This is a genomic window from Pseudoduganella sp. R-32 (assembly GCF_049913245.1).
Lineage (GTDB): Bacteria > Pseudomonadota > Gammaproteobacteria > Burkholderiales > Burkholderiaceae_D > Rugamonas.
The window spans coordinates 1,404,666-1,423,771 of record NZ_CP183987.1; the positions used below are offsets into that span (position 1 = coordinate 1,404,666).

19 protein-coding genes are annotated in these 19,106 nt (G+C 57.4%); 15 read left to right on the top strand and 4 right to left on the bottom strand.

The genetic code is table 11. The features are described from left to right. Positions 1–53 precede the first annotated feature (53 nt). From ACN9MU_RS06575 to ACN9MU_RS06635, 13 genes are all read left to right on the top strand, one after another. Positions 54–1,337, top strand: a complete 1,284-nt coding sequence (locus ACN9MU_RS06575; RefSeq protein WP_426168728.1) for an EAL and HDOD domain-containing protein — start codon at positions 54–56, stop codon at positions 1,335–1,337. Positions 1,338–1,417: 80 nt separating this feature from the next. Further along, entirely contained in the window at positions 1,418–2,338 is a 921-nt protein-coding gene (locus tag ACN9MU_RS06580) for an ABC transporter ATP-binding protein (RefSeq protein WP_426321224.1), read from the top strand. A gap of 9 nt (positions 2,339–2,347) precedes the next feature. Further along, positions 2,348–3,628, top strand: coding sequence for an ABC transporter permease (locus ACN9MU_RS06585; protein WP_426321226.1), 1,281 nt, complete (start codon positions 2,348–2,350; stop codon positions 3,626–3,628). A 255-nt stretch (positions 3,629–3,883) separates the two neighbouring features. Next, entirely contained in the window at positions 3,884–5,338 is a 1,455-nt protein-coding gene (locus ACN9MU_RS06590; protein WP_426344315.1) for a hypothetical protein, read from the top strand. Positions 5,339–5,361: 23 nt separating this feature from the next. Beyond that, positions 5,362–6,021, top strand: a complete 660-nt coding sequence (locus ACN9MU_RS06595) for a hypothetical protein (RefSeq protein WP_426344316.1) — start codon at positions 5,362–5,364, stop codon at positions 6,019–6,021. Positions 6,022–6,086: 65 nt separating this feature from the next. Next, positions 6,087–6,485, top strand: a complete 399-nt coding sequence (locus tag ACN9MU_RS06600; protein ID WP_426337062.1) for a hypothetical protein — start codon at positions 6,087–6,089, stop codon at positions 6,483–6,485. A 707-nt stretch (positions 6,486–7,192) separates the two neighbouring features. After that, a complete protein-coding gene (locus tag ACN9MU_RS06605) occupies positions 7,193–7,672 on the top strand; it encodes a hypothetical protein (RefSeq protein WP_426344317.1) in 480 nt (159 codons plus the stop codon). Between the two features lie 224 nt (positions 7,673–7,896). Beyond that, complete coding sequence (locus ACN9MU_RS06610) at positions 7,897–8,346, top strand: hypothetical protein (protein WP_426344318.1); 450 nt, start codon at positions 7,897–7,899, stop codon at positions 8,344–8,346. A gap of 167 nt (positions 8,347–8,513) precedes the next feature. Then, positions 8,514–8,783 (top strand): hypothetical protein, encoded by a 270-nt coding sequence (locus ACN9MU_RS06615; RefSeq protein WP_426344319.1) that lies wholly within the window; start codon positions 8,514–8,516, stop codon positions 8,781–8,783. A 102-nt stretch (positions 8,784–8,885) separates the two neighbouring features. Further along, positions 8,886–9,275: a hypothetical protein gene (locus ACN9MU_RS06620; protein WP_426344320.1), complete on the top strand. Its 390-nt coding sequence runs from the start codon at positions 8,886–8,888 to the stop codon at positions 9,273–9,275. A gap of 54 nt (positions 9,276–9,329) precedes the next feature. Further along, on the top strand, positions 9,330–9,542 hold the full coding sequence (locus tag ACN9MU_RS06625) for a hypothetical protein (protein ID WP_426344321.1): 213 nt from the start codon (positions 9,330–9,332) through the stop codon (positions 9,540–9,542). 114 nt (positions 9,543–9,656) lie between these two features. Then, positions 9,657–10,727 (top strand): hypothetical protein, encoded by a 1,071-nt coding sequence (locus ACN9MU_RS06630; protein ID WP_426344322.1) that lies wholly within the window; start codon positions 9,657–9,659, stop codon positions 10,725–10,727. A 9-nt stretch (positions 10,728–10,736) separates the two neighbouring features. Beyond that, the gene (locus tag ACN9MU_RS06635; RefSeq protein WP_426344323.1) at positions 10,737–10,892 is read left to right on the top strand and encodes a hypothetical protein; all 156 of its coding nucleotides are present in this window, start codon (positions 10,737–10,739) and stop codon (positions 10,890–10,892) included. A 142-nt stretch (positions 10,893–11,034) separates the two neighbouring features. Here ACN9MU_RS06635 and metH read toward each other — a convergent pair whose 3' ends face one another. After that, a complete protein-coding gene (gene metH / locus ACN9MU_RS06640; protein ID WP_426344324.1) occupies positions 11,035–14,802 on the bottom strand; it encodes a methionine synthase in 3,768 nt (1,255 codons plus the stop codon). 234 nt (positions 14,803–15,036) lie between these two features. Here metH and ACN9MU_RS06645 point away from each other — a divergent pair, with 234 nt between their 5' ends. Next, complete coding sequence (locus ACN9MU_RS06645) at positions 15,037–15,438, top strand: tautomerase family protein (protein WP_426337030.1); 402 nt, start codon at positions 15,037–15,039, stop codon at positions 15,436–15,438. Here ACN9MU_RS06645 and ACN9MU_RS06650 read toward each other — a convergent pair. The 3 genes from ACN9MU_RS06650 to def are packed head-to-tail and all read right to left on the bottom strand — an operon-like array spanning position 15,420 to position 17,830. Further along, entirely contained in the window at positions 15,420–16,316 is an 897-nt protein-coding gene (locus ACN9MU_RS06650; protein WP_426168749.1) for a LysR family transcriptional regulator, read from the bottom strand. The two genes, ACN9MU_RS06645 and ACN9MU_RS06650, sit on opposite strands and share 19 nt — an antisense overlap. Continuing rightward, positions 16,317–17,273, bottom strand: coding sequence for a methionyl-tRNA formyltransferase (gene fmt / locus ACN9MU_RS06655; RefSeq protein WP_426168751.1), 957 nt, complete (start codon positions 17,271–17,273; stop codon positions 16,317–16,319). Positions 17,274–17,290: 17 nt separating this feature from the next. Next, on the bottom strand, positions 17,291–17,830 hold the full coding sequence (gene def, locus ACN9MU_RS06660) for a peptide deformylase (RefSeq protein ID WP_426168754.1): 540 nt from the start codon (positions 17,828–17,830) through the stop codon (positions 17,291–17,293). 175 nt (positions 17,831–18,005) lie between these two features. Between def and ACN9MU_RS06665 the strand changes: the two genes are divergently transcribed. Then, on the top strand, positions 18,006–19,103 hold the full coding sequence (locus tag ACN9MU_RS06665) for a LysM peptidoglycan-binding domain-containing protein (RefSeq protein ID WP_426321242.1): 1,098 nt from the start codon (positions 18,006–18,008) through the stop codon (positions 19,101–19,103). The last annotated feature ends 3 nt before the right edge of the window (positions 19,104–19,106 follow it).

Below are 19,106 nucleotides of genomic sequence, written 5' to 3' on the forward strand. Positions count from 1 at the left end.
AGACACCGGCAGGATTTGATGCCAAAATGGCAGGACACGTCAGGAATTTCCCTATGATCGACCTTTCCAGCAACGATGCGGCCTCCCAGAGCCTGAAAGTTCGCGAATTTTATCTGGGCCGCCAGCCGATCCTGGACCGCAACCAGGCCTTGTTCGGTTACGAGTTGCTTTTTCGCAACGCCCCGGTTGGGCCGGCCAATATTAATACTTCCGCGCTGTCTGCTACCGCTGCGGTAGTGGCGCACGCCGCGCAACTGGGCATGGAGCGCACCATCGGCGATGCGATCGGCTTCGTCAACGTCGATGCCGATGCGATCCTGAGCGATATCTTTGGCTTCCTGCCGCGCGAAAAACTGGTGCTGGAAGTTAGCGCTGCCAACACCCTGGCGCCAGCTGTGCTGTCGCGCATGTCGGAGCTGGTGAGCCACGGCTTCCGCTTCTCGCTGGACGATATCAATCCCGATTCGCCGCAGTTGCCTGCGCTGTTGCCGATGGTGGAATACGTCAAGCTGTCGATGCGCGACATGCCGCTTGATGGCCTGGTCCAGCTGGCCCCGCGCATCAAGCAGGACGGCAAAAAGCTGGTGGCCAGCAAGGTCGAGAATCGCGACGAATTCAAGAATTGCCTGGACCTGGGCTGCGATTACTTCCAGGGCTATTACTTTGCCAAGCCGGTCATCATGAGCGGCAAGAAGCTGTCGCCGTCGCAAATGGCGGTGATGGAGCTGATGACCCTCGTGACCTCGGATGCGGACAACGCCGAGATCGAGCGCGCCATCAAAAAGGACGTTTCGCTGGCCCTCAACCTGCTGCGCCTGGTGAATACGCCGGCCGTAGGCGCGCGCCAGCGCATCGATTCCCTGAGCCAGGCGGTGCATGTCCTGGGCCGTCGCCAGCTTCAGCGCTGGCTGCAGATCATGCTGTACGCGGAGCCTGGCAAGCGCGGACATTCCATGACGCCCTTGCTGATGCTGGCCACCACGCGCGGCCGCCTGCTGGAACTGTTGGCGACCAAGCTGCGCCCGGCCCACCGGCACGTGGCCGATATCGCTTTCACGGTTGGCATCATGTCGCTGATGGATACGCTGTTTGGCATTCCGATGCAGGAAATCCTGGCGCAGATCCCGATGGGGGATGAGGTCGGGGAAGCGCTCGTGTTCCGCGGCGGCTTCTTCGGCGACCTGCTCAAGCTGGCCGAATGCATCGAGCGCCTGGAAGACATGGACACGCGCATCCTTCCGGCGCTGGCCGACCTCGCGATTTCGACCGAGGAACTGGTGGAGCTGGAAATGTCGGCATTTGAATGGAGTGACAACGTGGTGCGATACGCCCTGTAGAGGCATATGCACCGATGGCGGCGCCGCAGTAGCGGCGCCGTTTTTTTTCCGGAGGACGAAGAGTGTTAAGTGTCAGTGGGTTGAGCAAATCTTATGGCGAGCGGCGCGCGGTCGACGGCGTTTCGTTCCAGGTGCAGCGGGGCCAGACCGTGGGCCTGCTGGGGCCGAACGGCGCCGGCAAGTCGACGACAGTCAGCATGATCTGCGGCTTGATCAAGGCCGACGCGGGCAGCGTCACGCTGGATGGCGAGCCGGTGGTGCATGGCGCCAGCTCGGCCAAGATGAAGCTGGGGCTGGTGCCGCAAGACCTGGCCTTATACGAAGAGCTCCCCGCAATCGAAAACCTCAAGCTGTTCGGCGCCCTGTATGGCATGAAGGGCGCAGCGCTGGTCAAGCGCGCGCAAGAAGTGCTGGCGCTTGTGGGCCTGTCGGACCGTGCGAAGGAAAAGCCTTCGACATTCTCGGGCGGTATGAAGCGCCGCCTGAATATCGGCGCGGCGCTGCTGCATGATCCGCAATTGCTGATTCTCGACGAGCCGACTGTGGGCGTTGACCCGCAAAGCCGCAATGCCATTTTTGAGACGCTGGAAGCGTTGAAGGCACAAGGGCGCTCGCTGATTTACACCAGCCATTACATGGAAGAAGTGGAGCGGCTGGCCGACCATATCGTGATCATCGACCACGGCAAGGTGCTGGCAGATGCGCCGCCGGCGGAACTGTACCGCCGCCTGCCGACGCAAGCAGCCCTGCAGGTGGAATTGGCGGGCAGCGACGTCCTGCCGGCGGAGTTGCTGGTCGCGTCGCTGGCTGGCTTGCCGGGCGTCGCTGGCGTGCGCCGCGATGGCGTCTCGCTAGACATCAGCCTGCACGGCGCCGCCCATGCCGCACCGGTGCTGCGCTGGCTGGATGAGCAGGGGCACACGCTGGCTCATTTCTCCACCGCCCGTACCAAGCTGGAAGACATCTTCCTTTCCCTGACCGGCCGCACCTTGCGCGACTAAGGAATTCCGATGACAGCAATTATTGCAATGATCCGCAAGGACCTGATCCTCTACATCAACGACAAGCGCGCGTTGATGCTCAACTTGCTGATGCCGATCGTGCTGGCGGCCTTCTTTGGCTCACTGTTCGGCGGCGGCGACAGCGGCAACAACAGCAAGATCGAAATCGGCCTTGTGCAGCAGGACAGCAGCGTGATCGGCCGAAAAGTCGGCGACTCGCTGAAGGCCGATGCCAACTTGACCGTCAAGGAAATGAGCCTGCAGGAAGCGCAGGAAAAAGTCCGTTCAGGCAAGCTGATGGTGGCCGTCGTGATCCCGGCCGGTTTCGGCGATGCTGCCGGCCAGTCGCTGTTCCAGTCAGGCAGCAAGCCGGAATTGCCGGTGTATTACGATCCATCGCAATCGACCGTGCTGGCGATGGTGAAAGGCTTGCTGACGCAGCACGTTATGCAGGGCGTGACTGGTGAAGTGATGGGCGGCAGCGCGACGGGCGCCAAGTTCACCGACGACAGCCTGAAGAAACTGGAGAATTCTCCTGCGAGCGATGAAAAGGAAGCGCTGGTCGGCCTGCTGGGCAGCCTGAAGAAATTCCAGGAGCAGGAAGCAGCCAAACCGGCCAGGGAGTCGAGAGGCGGCGGTGGCTTGAGCGTGCCGTTTACCACGAAGGATCAAGCTCTCAGCTCAGGTCCGAAGTACAACGGTTACGCGCACTCGTTTGCCGGAATGGGCGTGCAGTTCATCCTGTTCATGGGGATCGACCTCGGTATCGGCATCCTGCTGGCGCGCCGCATGGGGATCTGGAACCGTTTGCTGGCGGCGCCGGTGACCATGTCGCAAGTGCTGCTTGCGCGCGCGTTGTCGGGCGCGATGATTGCCGCCGGCCTGATGACAGCGATCTACTTCTGCGCGATGTTGATCTTTAAAGTGCAGGTGACCAATGTGCCGGGATTTGCACTGGTGGTAGCAGCCTTCTCGCTGATGACTGCTTCGTTCGGCTTGTTGATTGCAGCGTTCGGCAAGACGCCCGAGGCGGCGCGCGGGCTGGCGGTTTTTGCCACCCTGATCCTGGTGATGCTGGGCGGGGCTTGGGTGCCGACGTTCGTGTTCCCTGCGTGGATGCAGCAGCTGACCATTATTGTGCCGACGCGCTGGGCGGTTGACGGCCTGGATGCCATGACCTGGCGTGGGCTGGGAATGGATGTGGCGCTGCAGACGGCTGGCGTGCAGCTTGCGTTCGCGGTGGTATTCGGGACGCTGGCAATCTGGCGCTTCCGAGCGCAGGCACGCTAATTCGACTAAACCGGTGCCTGCTTTATCGACGCAGGCACATCGCCGCCGTTTGATGCGCGGCGGATCAGGCATGAGCCGTGGATGAATCGGAAAGGCTTGTTGAGGTGAACGGGTGAAGGCGAAAAATGTGATCTTGGCTGCAGCGATGCTGATAGCACAAAGCGCTTTCGGGTGGGGCGACCTCCAGTAACGGCCAATAACGGAAGTTGCGAATCGATTAGGACTTCACATGCAATATACATTGAGGAAGATGGAATGACATTTGACGAGCCCGCGCCGCGACTCGGATCGCTGGATACTGAACCAGTTTCAGGAGCGACTCCACCGCCTTCTTATTTGCTTGAACGTTCAGACATCTCGACTGAAATCGTTCTTGATATACTCGGCCGGTATCAGGTGACTCTCGATACTCAAAGTTTTCCAGCGGCTCTGTATGCCGAGTCGCTGATCTACATGCTCTACTGGTTCCATCGCTTGCGTGATCCGATTCGCAAGCATGGCATCGAAGTCAACATTGCCAGCTATCTGAACATCGAACCTCGATCCGAGGTGATCGCTGCACTGCTTTCCCATCAAGAGCTCAAGAGGCGAGCGAAGGACCGAATTGAACAGGGCACCCTCGTTCGCAGGACCGTCGACGTACTAGTGATGCGCGAAAGGCCGAGCGGGAAGGAATTTCTAGTCCTGGACCGGGCCTTTTTCCCCACCGGCATGGCACTGCCAGGCGGTTTGCTCCAGGACGAAGACGAGCTGAACGAATTTGGAATCCCAGGCGACATTTTTGCTGCGCTAAGGATTACCGCATCCAAGGTGCTGCGAGCGGCCGCCATCCATTATGGAATCTCGGAACGCAACGGACGAAAATACTATTTTTCCGCGACCGAGACTGGCGAAGAAGCCCGAGTCTATATGGACAGGACCATATCGCACGGGTTTCGCGATCACCTCAGAGACATTACCGCGCCGTCGGACCCGCGCCATATCGTCGACACCATCGGCCTCCTCGTCGAGATCACGGATACGGACAAGGTTCAGGGCCGTTGGATCACTGAGAGCCTGGTTACCACACCCAACACGAGAAATGGCACATTCGCTTTCAGACATCACAAGCAGATTGTTGCCGCGCTCCTCGCAAAGAACTTCACGAAGACCAAAGGCGTTTCTCATCACGAATGGATACGGAAAGCGGTAACTAGTCCGCTGGACGTTTACCGGGATATCAGGGCACGGTTCAGCCAGAATAATGACAGGCCGGACACGCCGGTCATAGAATTATTGCCGGTCGTCGACTACGTCCGCAGCCAGATGACTTCCCCGTCGGTCGACGAAAGTTGCAGCGGCAACGCGGCACTGGAGATCATGCGAGACCAATTGCTGCACAAGCTTCATCATGTCACGATCGAGAACGGACCGATGTGTCCGTATGCGCCGACCTTGCGCGTCTTGTTCGAAGCAGTAGCCTTCTTCGACGTGGTATGGCGTACCAGAAAAAACCTGAGCACCCACTTTCAGAAGAATTACTGGTACCGCTACGAACACCTGATGAGCCGAATCCCGGAAGCAATCATCATTCCGACTTTTGATAACATCTCTGCGACGGACCTCATGAAGGTCCGGGGCGCCCCTATCTATTCATTGGGGTGTCGACCGAGCCAGTGTATGTGGATGAGTTCTGGCAATCTCCGCTTGAGTTTCTCATCCATGACCTGAACCACGCATGGAAGATGCTCGATATGGATGACAGATTCTTGCGAGCACATCCGGACATGAGCAGGGACGCATTCATGGAGGCGTCCAATCGCTTCATTCGCGACTATTTGCCGACGATCGCCGTTCAGAAATCCGATACGGAGTTGCAGAAAGAGATCAAGAAGCTCAAGAAGATTCTGCTGTTCGAAGTCGGCCACGAAGATGGGCGACCGCTACTGCCAGGCATCATCGCCGAGACGCTTCTGGAAGCCGAGGGATACGAATTTCCGGACAATGTCGTTCGCTACGCTGACCGCGAAAGCCAGGCATATCTGGAAAGACGCATCATAGGTGGAATTACTGCGCTATCCTATGTTCGGCACAAATTGCAACACGGTTTCTTCGACCAGACCGACTCGCAGAATATTCAGATCGTCAGCCCAAAATTTCGGACGGTAGAATGGATCGTAACTGCGGCTGTTGAATTGCTGGAGGAAATGCATGCAGTGATCCCCCCAGAAATTCAGGCTGAGGGCTTGACGGAATACCTGATGCGGCAAGCCTGCTCAAGGGGCCCAACAATTCTCCATGCGCCCGAAAACCTGGATCCGGTGATTGAGAACTACGGCGATGGAACAATGTTCGACAGCAGCAGAAAAGTCGCCATCGATGAGGGTGAGCGGGCGGATATTGCATCGCCCTGAGTCAGGCTGCGTCACCTTGGTGAATGAGTACAATCGGCCAGAACCGGACTACCGCAGCAAATTGAATGAATAAATGGAATATGGAATTTTCTGAAGATGTTGAGCACTGGCTTGCGTCCGCGCTCGCTGTAGAAGTCCCTCAAACAGTAGTGGCGTACTCATTTAACCTCTTCGAACTAGCATCTGCAGAGTCAAAATACGGAATTGAACTAATCGGCGCCGAAGAGTTCGATGAAGATGACTGGGACTGGGCATGTGATGAGGCGTGGGTGGCCAGTCCTCGTTCTATTTCAATTCCTCGAGAATTCGCCGACGGGAGCTGGGAAGAGTGCCTACGCGATACGAAGCAGTTGCTGGTCAAGCTGCTACGCAAGTCGTCGGGTGCTGCAGCAAAACTAAAGGAAGGAAAGGCCGTCGCTGTCGGGTTCATCGATGGCGACTTAGACCTAATTTGGCAGGGCTAAGCTGAAATCGGCCAACAGCTGCCGTTGCGCCCTCGGCTTCCCTCCCCAGTTGGTTGCAAATATGTCAAAATCGGTGCGTACTAGGTCGCTGCGACTTTTGTCGATTTTGTTAACCCTGTATGGAAATGCAGTAAATATTAAAGAAGCCCCGCCGTTGAAGGGCTTCTTTGGTCAAAAACAAGGGATGTTATATCGTAGACGCCCATGTTAACTCGGTATTTTGCGATCTATAACACGTTGGGCCTAAATGCGAACTTTTGGAAAACGCGAATGTCCCCGGTGTGGAACCGAAATGACGACATTTTGTCCGTCGGTTGAAACATTCTCTTCTATCGGAAATGATCTTGTGGGTAACCGGGACGCGCTCGAGAAGAAGATCGCTACTCTTGAAGATGTTGCTGTTGAAGTCGTTCGTGAGTACATGGATCATCGAATGTTTCCGAAATGCGAAGATGTTTTTGGTATCTGCCCTCACTGTGGTGGGAAGCTCGCAACTCGGGCCGCTCAGCAATGTTTGAACTGTCATACCTCATGGCACTCCAGGTAATGCGCAACTGGCCCAACAATTCCGTCAACCGGACCTACGCATCGCTTCGCGCTGCTGCGGCCGGTTACGTCCAACGTTGATGCCGCAGGCAGAATCCGGCCAACAGCAGACGGCCAGGAAGTATGATTAAGAGAAATTCCTTCTACAGAGGTAACGTTTAATGTCTGTACGTGAGTTGGGTACTGCCATCTGCTCCAGCCTAATCAAAACATTGAAACCTTATGGCTTTACCAGGAAAGGGGCAAGATTCAGCCGCGACAACGCCCAATACTGTGAACACTTCGCGGTAAGTGGTAGTCGCTGGAATTCGGGCGAAGCGCCATGGGAATTCTCCGTTGATGTAGGCGTGTTTTTTCATGAGATTCCTGCCAGAGAGGGCGCAAAAGGCCTTTGGCGATATTCGCACGCGGTTGGCTCGACCAATAGCATTCTGGCGGGAAGTCCGACTGCATTCTTTGTAACGCCTGATAACGTAGAATCCGTAGCTAGTGACGTGGCGAAAATCATTCTCGCAACAAGTGAGCAATTGCCAGGCATTGTAGGCCCAGCATGTCAGCGCGCACACGATGGTTGGGCTAGCTTCCTTCCTGTTCCTGCTTCGTGGAGTGTTGGCGAGGCGTGCCCGTCAAATGCTGACTAATGTAGTTGGTTTCGGCCAGTAGCGGACCAACACATATAATCGATCTCGCCCCGAGGTGGCGGCCCGAAATTGATGGATCACAGCACGTGAAAAGATCTCTAGTTGCACTTGCCTTATTTTGCTTGTTCTCTTGCGCGAATGCCGACTCGACACGCGCCCCACGCTCGATGGGAAAGTCAAATGAGAACGGTACTTATGTCGTGCACATCACGCCGGGATCAAGCATGGGCGATGTCTTTGGATACTCTGAAAGTGAAAAAGGTCCGTATGCTGTTGCTGAATGGTACAAGTACGACGGCGAGAGATACACGATGGTTAGCCGCACCGCCCTGCTTAATCCGATTGCGCCTCAACAGATTGAAGTAACGGAAGAGGGTAACTTGATCACCCTGGATAACTGGCACAATCAAGGAATTGGAGCGGTACTGGCCCTTTACTCGTCTGATGGAAAAATCGTAAAACAGTATGCGCTGCAGGATCTATACTCGGATCGCGATGTGAAGCGAATTCGAACCTCCATCTCGTCGATTCATTGGCGGTGCGACGGCCTCTCGACTTTTCTCGACACGCCTCGCAAACTCTTGATCGACGATAGCCTCGGCGGGAGGTTTTTAGTCGACGTAGCGACTGGAAAATTCGACTATCTCACCGATGGTGGCCACTGCGGACGGTGACTACATGGTCGTTTTCGGCCATGAGCAGACTGTTGCTTAAAGGTGCGGTTCAGCCCAGCATTTAAGCGTAATGACTTGCGCCAGACAGTGGGCGCGGTTTGTCGATGTGTGAAAACTGTTCGTGTCGGAAAATTCCATTTTGAAGGAAAGAAATCGTGGTTGATTTAATGAGCACCGAAGAATTTATGCGTTTCGAACGAAAGTGGAAGATTATTTTCACCTTCTTTGGCGCCATCCTTACTGGTACTCTATTGGATTACTTGCTTCGCTCTCCTCGTGGAGTCGAGGCTTTTTGGTGCTATACGTTGGGCGCTGCCGCATTGTTGGTCTGCCTATGGTCCGCACACAAACTTGGTGACGCTGAGCGATATGACGGCGCGATAGGTGGCCTGGAATTACTCGGCGAGGATTTGCCTATTAGTGGCCCTGATGACTAAGCATAACAATTCCGCTAACCTAAGCGATGCGTCGTTTCCAGCTACATCGGGTTGCGGCCAACAGCAGACCTCCGCAATTCGCTCTACATGAGACGGTAACCCATGCAACCCCCGACAACTTTAGACGAGCGTTTTGCATTCATCGCAGCCCTTCAGTATCGCTTAAAACCTGAGAGCCTTTGGGTTACGGATTTCCTTGCCCAGCGCCTTACGGATGTTGAATGGACATTTTGCGGTGGTGAGAAAGAGAATGCGGCCACTGCTAAACTTTGTGCCGAATATAGTCGGGACATTTTGCAGGCTATGCATCCCGACAAAGTCGATTTTGCTGAAAGCCTTCAGTTGGTCGGAATTTCTGCGGCCGCACAGGAGGAAGTCCGAGACCTGTTTGTTTTGGATGCGTCAATGGATGCAGTTCCGGTGACAACGCAACAAGCGTGTGCTGCGGTTTCGGCCTTCTTCCGACTTGTATACGCTCGTGATTTCAGCTAAACCGACGCTGTCGGCCAGGAGCAGCCGCAAATTGGGAACGAAATTGAAGGAAGAATGGAAGACTTGAATTGGTATGAGGTATGGTTGGAAGACACCTTAATTCCTCCTTGCACACTCTTGTTGATGTGCCAGCGCGACGAATCTTTGGCCATATTCGATCAGGTTGAGCAGAAGATCGTGCTCAAGACTTCCGATTATGGCGAGGCGCGAAATTGGCTGCTAGAAGACGAGTATCGCCAGGTGATCGGTCGAATGAAAATTGAGTAAGACAGACGGCGCAAACGGCCACCACCAGCAATCGTGCTATAGTTGCTTGAATGGTTAAAGAAGACTTGAGCGGAGATTCGTGTCGATTCTTTTTTAGTAGTTGGGACAATTTGTATGCAAAAAACAAAAACGATTCACATGCCCGCCACGCTTGACCTGCAAAGTTCTCTCGTTTTTTCTTCGGAAATGGCGAGCATTGAGGAGTCTGAGCGCTATGTTTTTGACTTTCATCGCACCAGATTTAGCGAACCTTTTGCGATGCTGCTTGTCTCAAGCGAATTGCGGCGGCTCGTGCAAAATCATCCAGAAGCGACCGTTTCCTGTTCCAATTTTGAACAAATGACTTATGCCGCGCATATGGGCTTCTTTAAGGCATTTGGTCTTGACCACGGCAAGGAGCCTGGCGAGGCAAAAGGCGGGGTTAAGTATATTCCACTTCGAATTTTCGATTGTTCAACGCTCGAAAGAGAGGCCGCTGAAAAGGGCATAGAGGTCGGAGAGAAAATAGAGGAGAACAGTGGGCAGATGGCCGCGTTATTATGCGGGCAGACAGAAGGTGCTGTTTATGAAACTCTGACCTATTCGATGCGCGAAATCATGAGGAATGTAATCGAGCATAGTAAATCGGTGCGGTTTGGAATATGCGCTCAATACTGGCCCTCGAAAAATCGAGTCGAGGTGGCATTGTTGGATAGAGGCGTTGGCTTGCGCCAAAGTTTGAGTGCCAATCCTCACATTGATGCAAGCACAGACAAGAACGCGATCAAGTTTGCGTTAATGCCTGCAATTTCAGGAAAGGCATTTAAAGGATCGCGAATCAAACAAAAAGGCCACTGGGCAAATTCTGGATTTGGGCTTTATATGACAAGTAGAATTTGCAGAAATGGGGGGAATTTCTTTGTGGCGAGCGGAACAGCAGGCTTGCTTTTGACTTCTGGAAAAGAAGGGAAAAAGTGGTTTGACTGCGATTCGATGGGAACGGCAATTCGAATGGTCATAAAAACAGACCAATTGTCGACGTTGAAAGAATCGTTAGCGAAATACAGACAGGAAGGCTATGAATTTCAAAAAAGGTACCAAGAGATTGTAAGCATTGATCCATCGTCCGCTTCATTGATGCTTTCCGACGATTTCGATGAATCAACATGGCACAAAATCAAAATTAACTTGGGTTTGGCTCGGTAGGAAGCAAGTTTGGATATTCTGCGGAAAGTAGAGATTTCAATTCTTGCGGTGTATCAGCAAGAGCTTGAACTGCCGGAATTTACCGAAGAATTGATTGTTCGCACAAAAAGAGAATATAGCGTGACCGGCGGCTTTGGGGCGGTTGCCGCCGGTCACCAGGCATAATGGTTCTGGTCAAGTCTGAGCCAGAACAGATCAGATAGTTTTGGAGAAAGGGGGAGGATTTTTTCCTATAGCGGGTATAGGTTGCCGGCGCAGGACGCATTAGGACGGAAGAGCCTCTCGGTGAAAGGCTCTTCCGTTGCGGTTACAGGTTGGGCGCCAGCCAGCGTTCCAGCTGGTCCTTGGCAACACCGCGGCGAGCGGCCATGTCCAGCACCTGGTCTTCGTTGATCTTTCCGACGGTGAAGTACTTCGACTGTGGGTGCGCGAAGTAGAAGCCTGATACGGCGGCGCCTGGGAACATAGCGAACGATTCCGTCAGTTCCATTCCGATCTCATTCGCGTTGAGTACGCGGAAGACATCGGCCTTCACAGTGTGCTCAGGGCAGGCCGGATAGCCCGGCGCTGGGCGGATGCCGCGATATTCTTCCTTGATCAGCTCTTCGTTGCTCAGCGTTTCATCGGCGGCATAGCCCCACAGGTCTTTACGCACGCGCTCGTGCAGGTATTCCGCGAAGGCTTCGGCCAAGCGGTCCGCCAGCGCCTTCAACATGATCGAGGAGTAATCGTCGTGCGCATCTTCGAAGCGCTTTTCGTATTTCTCGATGCCCAGGCCTGCGGTCACTGCGAACATGCCGATGTAATCCTGCTTGCCAGACTCCTTCGGTGCGATGAAATCCGACAGGCACTGGTTCGGGCGCTGCACGCCATCGATCACAGGCTTCAGGCCTTGCTGGCGCAGGCCGTAGTAAGTGAACGCCACTTCCGAGCGCGACTCGTCGGTGTAGATTTCGATGTCGTCTTCATTGACGGTGTTTGCCGGCAGGAGCGCGATCACGCCGTTGGCGGTCAGCCAGCGGCCTTCGATGATTTTCTTCAGCAGCGCCTTGCCTTCTTCAAACACCTTCGATGCGGCCTCGCCGACCACTTCATCGCTCAGGATGGCAGGGAAGGGGCCGGCCAAGTCCCAGGTCTGGAAGAATGGACCCCAGTCGATGTATTCGGCGATCGCCGCCAGGTCCACGTTCTTGAATACGCGGCGGCCGACGAACTTCGGGCGCACCGGCGCAAATTCGAGCTTGGTCTTGTTGGCGCGTGCGGCTTCCAGCGAAACGGTAGGCAGCGCCTTCTTGTTGGCGTGCTGTTCGCGGATGCGGGCGTAGTCGTGGTCCAGTTCTTCCACGAACTTGCCGCGCTGTTCGTCGGTCAGAAGCGACTGCGCCACCGACACGGAACGCGAAGCATCCGGCACGTACACGACCGGGCCTTCGTAGTTGTGGGCGATCTTCACCGCAGTGTGAGCGCGGCTGGTGGTGGCACCGCCGATCAGCAGCGGGATCTTCATCATGCGGAAGTGCTCGTCGCGCTGCATCTCTTTCGCGACGTGCGCCATTTCTTCCAGTGACGGCGTGATCAGGCCGGACAGGCCGATGATGTCGGCGTTTTCCAGCTTGGCGCGCGCCAGGATCTCGGAGGCCGGCACCATCACGCCCATGTTCACCACCTCAAAGTTATTACACTGCAGGACAACGGACACGATGTTCTTGCCGATGTCGTGCACGTCGCCTTTCACGGTTGCGATGACGATCTTGCCCTTCGGCTTGGCGACGATGCCGGTACGTGCTTCCTCCGCCTTCTTCTCTTCTTCGATGTAAGGAATCAGGTGGGCCACGGCCTGCTTCATCACGCGCGCCGACTTCACCACCTGCGGCAGGAACATCTTGCCCTGGCCGAACAGGTCACCGACGATATTCATGCCATCCATCAGCGGGCCTTCGATCACATTGATCGGACGGCCACCGGAAGCGAATACCTGCTGGCGCATTTCTTCCGTGTCTTCGGTGATGAACTGGGTGATGCCGTGCACCAGCGCGTGCGCCAGGCGCTTCTCGACCGGCGCGTTGCGCCATTCGAGGTTGGCAGCTTCCTGCTTGGCGCCGCCTTTCAGCGTCGCTGCGAATTCGATCATGCGCTCGGTGGCGTCTTCGCGGCGGTTCAGCACCACGTCCTCCACACGTTCGCGCAGTTCTGCCGGCAGGTCGTCGTAGACGCCCACCATGCCGGCGTTGACGATACCCATGGTCATGCCCGCCTTGATGGCGTGGTACAGGAACACGGTGTGGATCGCTTCGCGGGCCGGGTCGTTGCCGCGGAAGGAGAACGACACATTCGACACGCCGCCGGAGATCTTCGCGTGTGGCAGGTTGTTCTTGATCCAGCGCGTGGCCTCGATGAAGTCGACGGCGTAGTTGTTGTGTTCTTCGATACCGGTTGCGATGGCGAAGATGTTCGGGTCAAAGATGATGTCTTCCGGCGGGAAGCCGACTTTCTCGGTCAGCACCTTGTAGGCGCGTTCGCAAATTTCGATCTTGCGCGCGAAGGTGTCGGCCTGGCCGGTTTCGTCGAAGGCCATCACTATCACGGCGGCGCCGTAGCGGCGGCACAGCTTTGCCTGGCGGATGAATTCCTCTTCGCCTTCCTTCATGGAGATCGAGTTCACCACGGCCTTGCCTTGCACGCACTTCAGGCCCGCTTCGATCACCGACCACTTGGAGGAGTCGATCATGATCGGCACGCGCGAGATATCCGGTTCGGAGGCGATCAGGTTCAGGAAGCGGGTCATGGCGGCCTGGGAATCCAGCATCGCCTCGTCCATGTTGATGTCGATGACCTGGGCGCCGTTTTCCACCTGCTGGCGGGCCACCGACAATGCCTCGTCGTACTGCTCGTTCAGGATCATGCGCGCGAAAGCTTTCGAGCCGGTCACGTTGGTGCGCTCGCCGACGTTGACGAACAGGGAGTCGTCGTCGATGGTGAACGGCTCCAGGCCGGACAGGCGCTGGGCCACCGGCACGTGCGGCAGCTTGCGCGGGGTGGCGGTCGACAGCAGCTTGGCGACGGCTGCAATGTGGTCTGGCGTGGTGCCGCAGCAGCCGCCGGCCACGTTGATGAAGCCCGCGTCGGCGAACTCGCGCAGCAGGCGCGAAGTATCTTCCGGCAGTTCATCGAAGCCGGTATCGCTCATCGGGTTGGGCAGGCCGGCATTCGGGTAGATGCAGACGAAGGTATCGGCGATCTGCGACAGCTCTTCGGCGTAGGGACGCATCAGGGTTGCGCCCAGCGCGCAGTTCAGGCCAATGGTTAGCGGCTTTGCATGACGCACCGAGTTCCAGAAGGCCGGGACGGTCTGGCCGGACAGGATACGGCCGGAGGCGTCGGTCACGGTGCCGGAGATCATCAGCGGCAGGCGCTCGATTTCCGGACGCTCGTCGAAGTACTGGTCGATCGCGAACAGCGCTGCCTTGCAGTTGAGGGTGTCGAAGATGGTTTCGACCAGCAGCACGTCGACGCCGCCGTCCACCAGGCCGCGCACCTGCTCGTAGTAGGCGGCGACCAGTTGGTCGAAAGTGACGTTACGCGCGGCCGGGTCGTTCACGTCCGGCGAAATCGAAGCGGTCTTCGGGGTCGGGCCGAGCGCGCCGCAGACGTAGCGCGGCTTGTCGGCGCTGGAGTACTTGGCGGTGGCCGCCTTGGCCAGCCGGGCTGCTTCCACGTTCATCTCATAGGCCAGGTGGGCCATGAAATAGTCGTCCTGCGCGATCGAGGTGGCGCCGAAGGTATTGGTCTCGATCAGGTCCGCACCGGCTGCCAGGTAGCGCTCATGGATCTCCTGGATGACGTGCGGCTGGGTCAGCGTCAGCAGCTCGTTATTACCCTTGACGAACAGCTCGCGGTGGCCGCTCCCTTCGGGCGCGGCGAAGCCGGCGAAGCGTTCGCCGCGATATGCTTTTTCGTCCAGCTTGTACTGCTGGATGATGGTGCCCATCGCGCCATCCAGGAACATGATGCGCTTCGCGAGGATCTCGCGCAGCTGGGCTTCGGTCTTGGAGGTTGGACGGGTCGTGTTAGTCATTTTGATATCGCGGATTGGGCAACGTGGACCTGAAATTATACGGCAAAGCAGCATTTTCCCTCGGCCACCGCCCCCTGCCGCCGAGACAAATTCGGTATTTGCTTATTCGGAAAAGGCATCAACTTTCACATTTGTGCTGAATCAGCACAAATCATGTGTTGCCAGAGTGCTACCAAAGCGTCAGCGGCCCGCCTAAGATGGCTTCATCAACCAACCACTTTGAAGGAGCTCAAAATGCCTATCCTGAATATCACCGTCAGCGGCACCCCGGAACAAGTGCCTGCCAAAAAAGTCACCAATATCCTGATGAAGCACACCGGCGAAATCCTGCACAAGGCGCCGGCCCTCACTGCGATCGCCGTGCATTACACGCCCCGCGAGCAGTGGTTTGTCGGCGGCGAGTCTCTGGCGGAGCTGGGAAAGGCCAGCTTCTTCTTCGACATCAAGGTGACCGACGAGACCAATACCGCCAACGAGAAGTCGGCCTACATCGCGGCGGTCTACAAGGACTTGCAGGAGCTGCTCGGCGAACTGCATGAAGTCAGCTACATCCACATCGACGACGCGCGCCCGGCAGCCTGGGGCTGGGGCGGCCTCACGCAGCAGTTCCGCGCGGTTCAGAAGATGTTGATGTAAATGCTGGCGGCGTAATCGACGAAGGCGCGCACTTTAGGCGACAGGTGGCGGTTCTGCGGGTAGAGGGCGTACAGCTCGCGCGGCTTGGGTGTATAGCCGGGCAGGACTTCCACCAGTGCGCCGTTCTCAAGCTCTTCGCGAACGATGAAGGCGGCGGCGTTGGCAATGCCAAGACCGGCCGCTGCTGCCGCTTTCAGGGCGACGTTGGTGTTGGCCTGCAGCGATCCGCGCACAGCGACAGCATGCTCCGCGCCATCCGGGCCGACCAGCGTCCATTCACTGGCGCGCGTCGCCGCCGTGTAGACGAGGCAGTTGTGTTGCGCGAGATCGTCCGGGACGGCAGGTGCGCCGTGCGCGCCCAGGTAGCCGGGGCTGGCGACAAGCACGACCTTGCTGGTGGCGAGGCGGCGTGCGACCAGCGTCGAATCGGGCAAGTCGCGCGCCAGCCGCAATGCGACGTCGAAACCATCCTCGATCAAATCGACCATGCGGTCATTGCATACCAGGTCGACCTGCACGCCGGGATGCTTCGCCATGAAGCCGGGCAGCCATTGCGCCACCTCGATGGTGCCGAAAGCCATCGGCGCATTGATGCGCAGGACGCCGGTGGGTTCGGCCTGGTGGCGGCCGACGTTGCGGTCGGCGTCATCCAGCAGGTCGAGCACTTCGCGCGTGGATTCGTAGTAATCGCGGCCGGCATCGGTCAGGGCGAAGCGGCGCGTGGTGCGGTTCAGGAGCTGGGCGCCGAGGTGTTCCTCGAGCTGGCGCACCTGGCGCGAAACGATGGTGTGGGAAATGCCGAGGGCGTCGGCGGCAGCCGTGAAGCTGCCCAGTTCAACAACGCGGCGGAGCGCACGCAGCGCCGCGAGTTGGTCCATTTACTGGAAGCGCTGCCCGTCGAGCGGGAAGCCTTTGATGAATTCGGCGGCCGGCAGGCGCTTGCCGCCCGGTTTTTGCAGCTGCGTCAGGCGCAGCGCGCCTTCGCCGCAGGCGACGATGATGCCGTGCTGCGCGTCGGCGGCAATCACCTGGCCGGGCGCGGCGCTGCTGCCTTCGTCCAGCACTTCAGCGCCCCACAGCTTGATCACCGTGCCATTCACTTCGCCGTGGGCGCCGGGGAATGGATTGAAAGCGCGGATCTTGCGGCTGATTTCGCGCGCAGGCTGGGTAAAGTCCAGCGCCGCTTCTTCCTTCAGGATCTTGTTGGCGTAGGTGACGCCTTGCTCGGGCTGCGGCACGGCTTCCACCACGCCTTTTTCCATCTTGTGCAGTACCTTGACCATCATCTGGGCGCCCATGGCGGCCAGCTTGTCGTGCAGGGTGGCGGTGGTGTCCTGCGGCGTGATCGGGGTGCGCTCGATCAGCAGCATCGGGCCGGTGTCCAGGCCTTCTTCCATTTCCATGATGGTGACGCCGGTTTCCGCATCGCCGGACTCGATCGCGCGGTGGATCGGGGCGGCGCCGCGCCAGCGCGGCAGCAGGGAGCCGTGGATGTTCAGGCAAGGCTTGATGTCGAGGGTGGAGCGCGGCAGGATCAGGCCGTAGGCGGCGACCACCATCACGTCGTAGTCGGTGGCCAGCAGGCGCTCGTGGGCGGCCTTGGCTTCCGCTGCGCGCTGCGGATCCTTGGCGTCCATGCGCAATGAGAGCGGCTGCAGCACTTCGATGCCGTGCTTGACGGCATATTGCTTGACCGCCGAAGGCTGCAGCTGCATGCCGCGGCCAGCCGGGCGGTCGGGCTGGGTCAGTACCAGGGGAATCTCGAAACCTGCTTCGTGCAGGGCCTGGAGGGCAACGGCCGCAAATTCAGGCGTGCCCGCGAAGATCACTTTCATGCTTCCCCCCGCAGGTATCAGTAACGGCGACCCGAAGCGCGCAACGCTTCTTCGCGCTGCATGCCACGTTCTTCTTTTTGCAGTTTGGTCTTGATACGATTGCGTTTCAAGGGAGACAGGTATTCAACGAATACCTTGCCTTTCAAGTGGTCCATCTCGTGCTGGATGCAGACAGCCAGCAGGCCGTCGGCGTCGATCTCGAACGGCTCGCCCTTGACGTTGTAGGCGCGCACCTTGACTGCCGACGGGCGCTCGACGCCGTCATAGATGCCTGGCACGGACAGGCAGCCTTCGTCGTACACCTGTTTTTCCTCGCTCGACCACAGGATTTCCGGGTTGATGAAGGCGGTCAGGCCGGTTTTGTCTTCGGTAACGTCAATGATGACAACTTGCTCATGCACGTCCACCTGGGTAGCGGCCAGGCCGATGCCCGGTGCGTCGTACATGGTTTCCGCCATGTCTTCCACCAGTTTTGCCAGGCGCTCGTCGAACACGGCAACGGGTTTTGCAACTTTGTGCAGGCGAGGGTCCGGATAGCGGAGAATATTCAGTTTCACGAGAGAATCTTATTTAAACAACAATGATTGTGCGGTAAACGGCGCATATTATGCGTGCACGATTGCTTCAGTGACACGAATTCCTTGCTTGATCAGGGTAATATGGGCAGAATTTGATTTCAGTGAGGCAAGCCTTTGTGGCCTTCCGTCATTGCCGCACCTAACGGATATATCAATGAAAAATTTTAGCACAAGCAGCCGCCGCCTGTTGGCCGCAGCCCTGTTTTGCGGTGTGACGGCCGTTTCGGCCCACGCCAAGACCATCGTCTGTGAATTCAAGCCGAACGCACCGGATAGCCATACCGTCGTCAAGGGAGATACCCTGTGGGATATCTCCGGAACCTTCCTCGACAAGCCTTGGTGCTGGCCGCAGGTTTGGGGCATGAACAAAGAAGAAATCGCCAATCCGCACTGGATTTATCCAGGGCAGATCGTCTGGTTCGACCGAGAGGCCGGCCGCCTGCGCCTTGGCAACAAGGTTGGCGGCGATGGCACCACGGGCGATATGCGCCTCGGCCCGCAACTGCGGACCGAAGGCCTGGGCAAGGACGCCGTCCAGTCGATCCCGTCCGGCGCGATCGAGCCCTTCCTCAGCCAACCGCTGATCATCGAAGAAGATGAACTCAAGAATGCCCCGCGCATCATTGCGACGCGCGGCGCCCGCGTCTTCATCGGCAAGGACGACAAAGCCTATGTCCGCGGCGACCTGAAGGGCAACACCTCGTTCCAGGTGTTCCGTCCGGGTAAGCCGCTGAAAGACCCGGTCACCAAGAAGACCATCGCCCTGGAAGCGTTCTACCTCGGCACCCTGAAGCTGGAAGCCCCGGCTGAAGCAGGCAGCGACGTGCATACCTTCATCGTCGCCAGCGCCAAGGAGGAAATGGGCAAGGGCGACTTGCTGATGGCAATGCCGCCGATGCCGATGCAGAACTACGTTCCGCATCCGCCGGAAGTCGAAGTCAATGCCAATGTGCTGGCCGTGTATGGCGGCGTCACGCACGCCGGCCAGAACCAGGTTGTCAGCATTAATCGCGGAAAGCTTGACGGACTCGATATCGGATCTGTGCTGCAGCTTTACCATAAGGGTGAAGTGGTGGCCGATCCGGGCGCGTCGAAAGGCCCGCTGAATCTGCGCAAACCGACGGTCAAGCTGCCGGATGAACGCGTGGGCAGCTTGTTTATCTTCCGTGTGTTCAAGCACATTTCGTATGGCTTGATCATGCAGGTGACTGAACCTGTCGTAGTGGGGGATATCGCCAAGACAGCGGAGTAAATT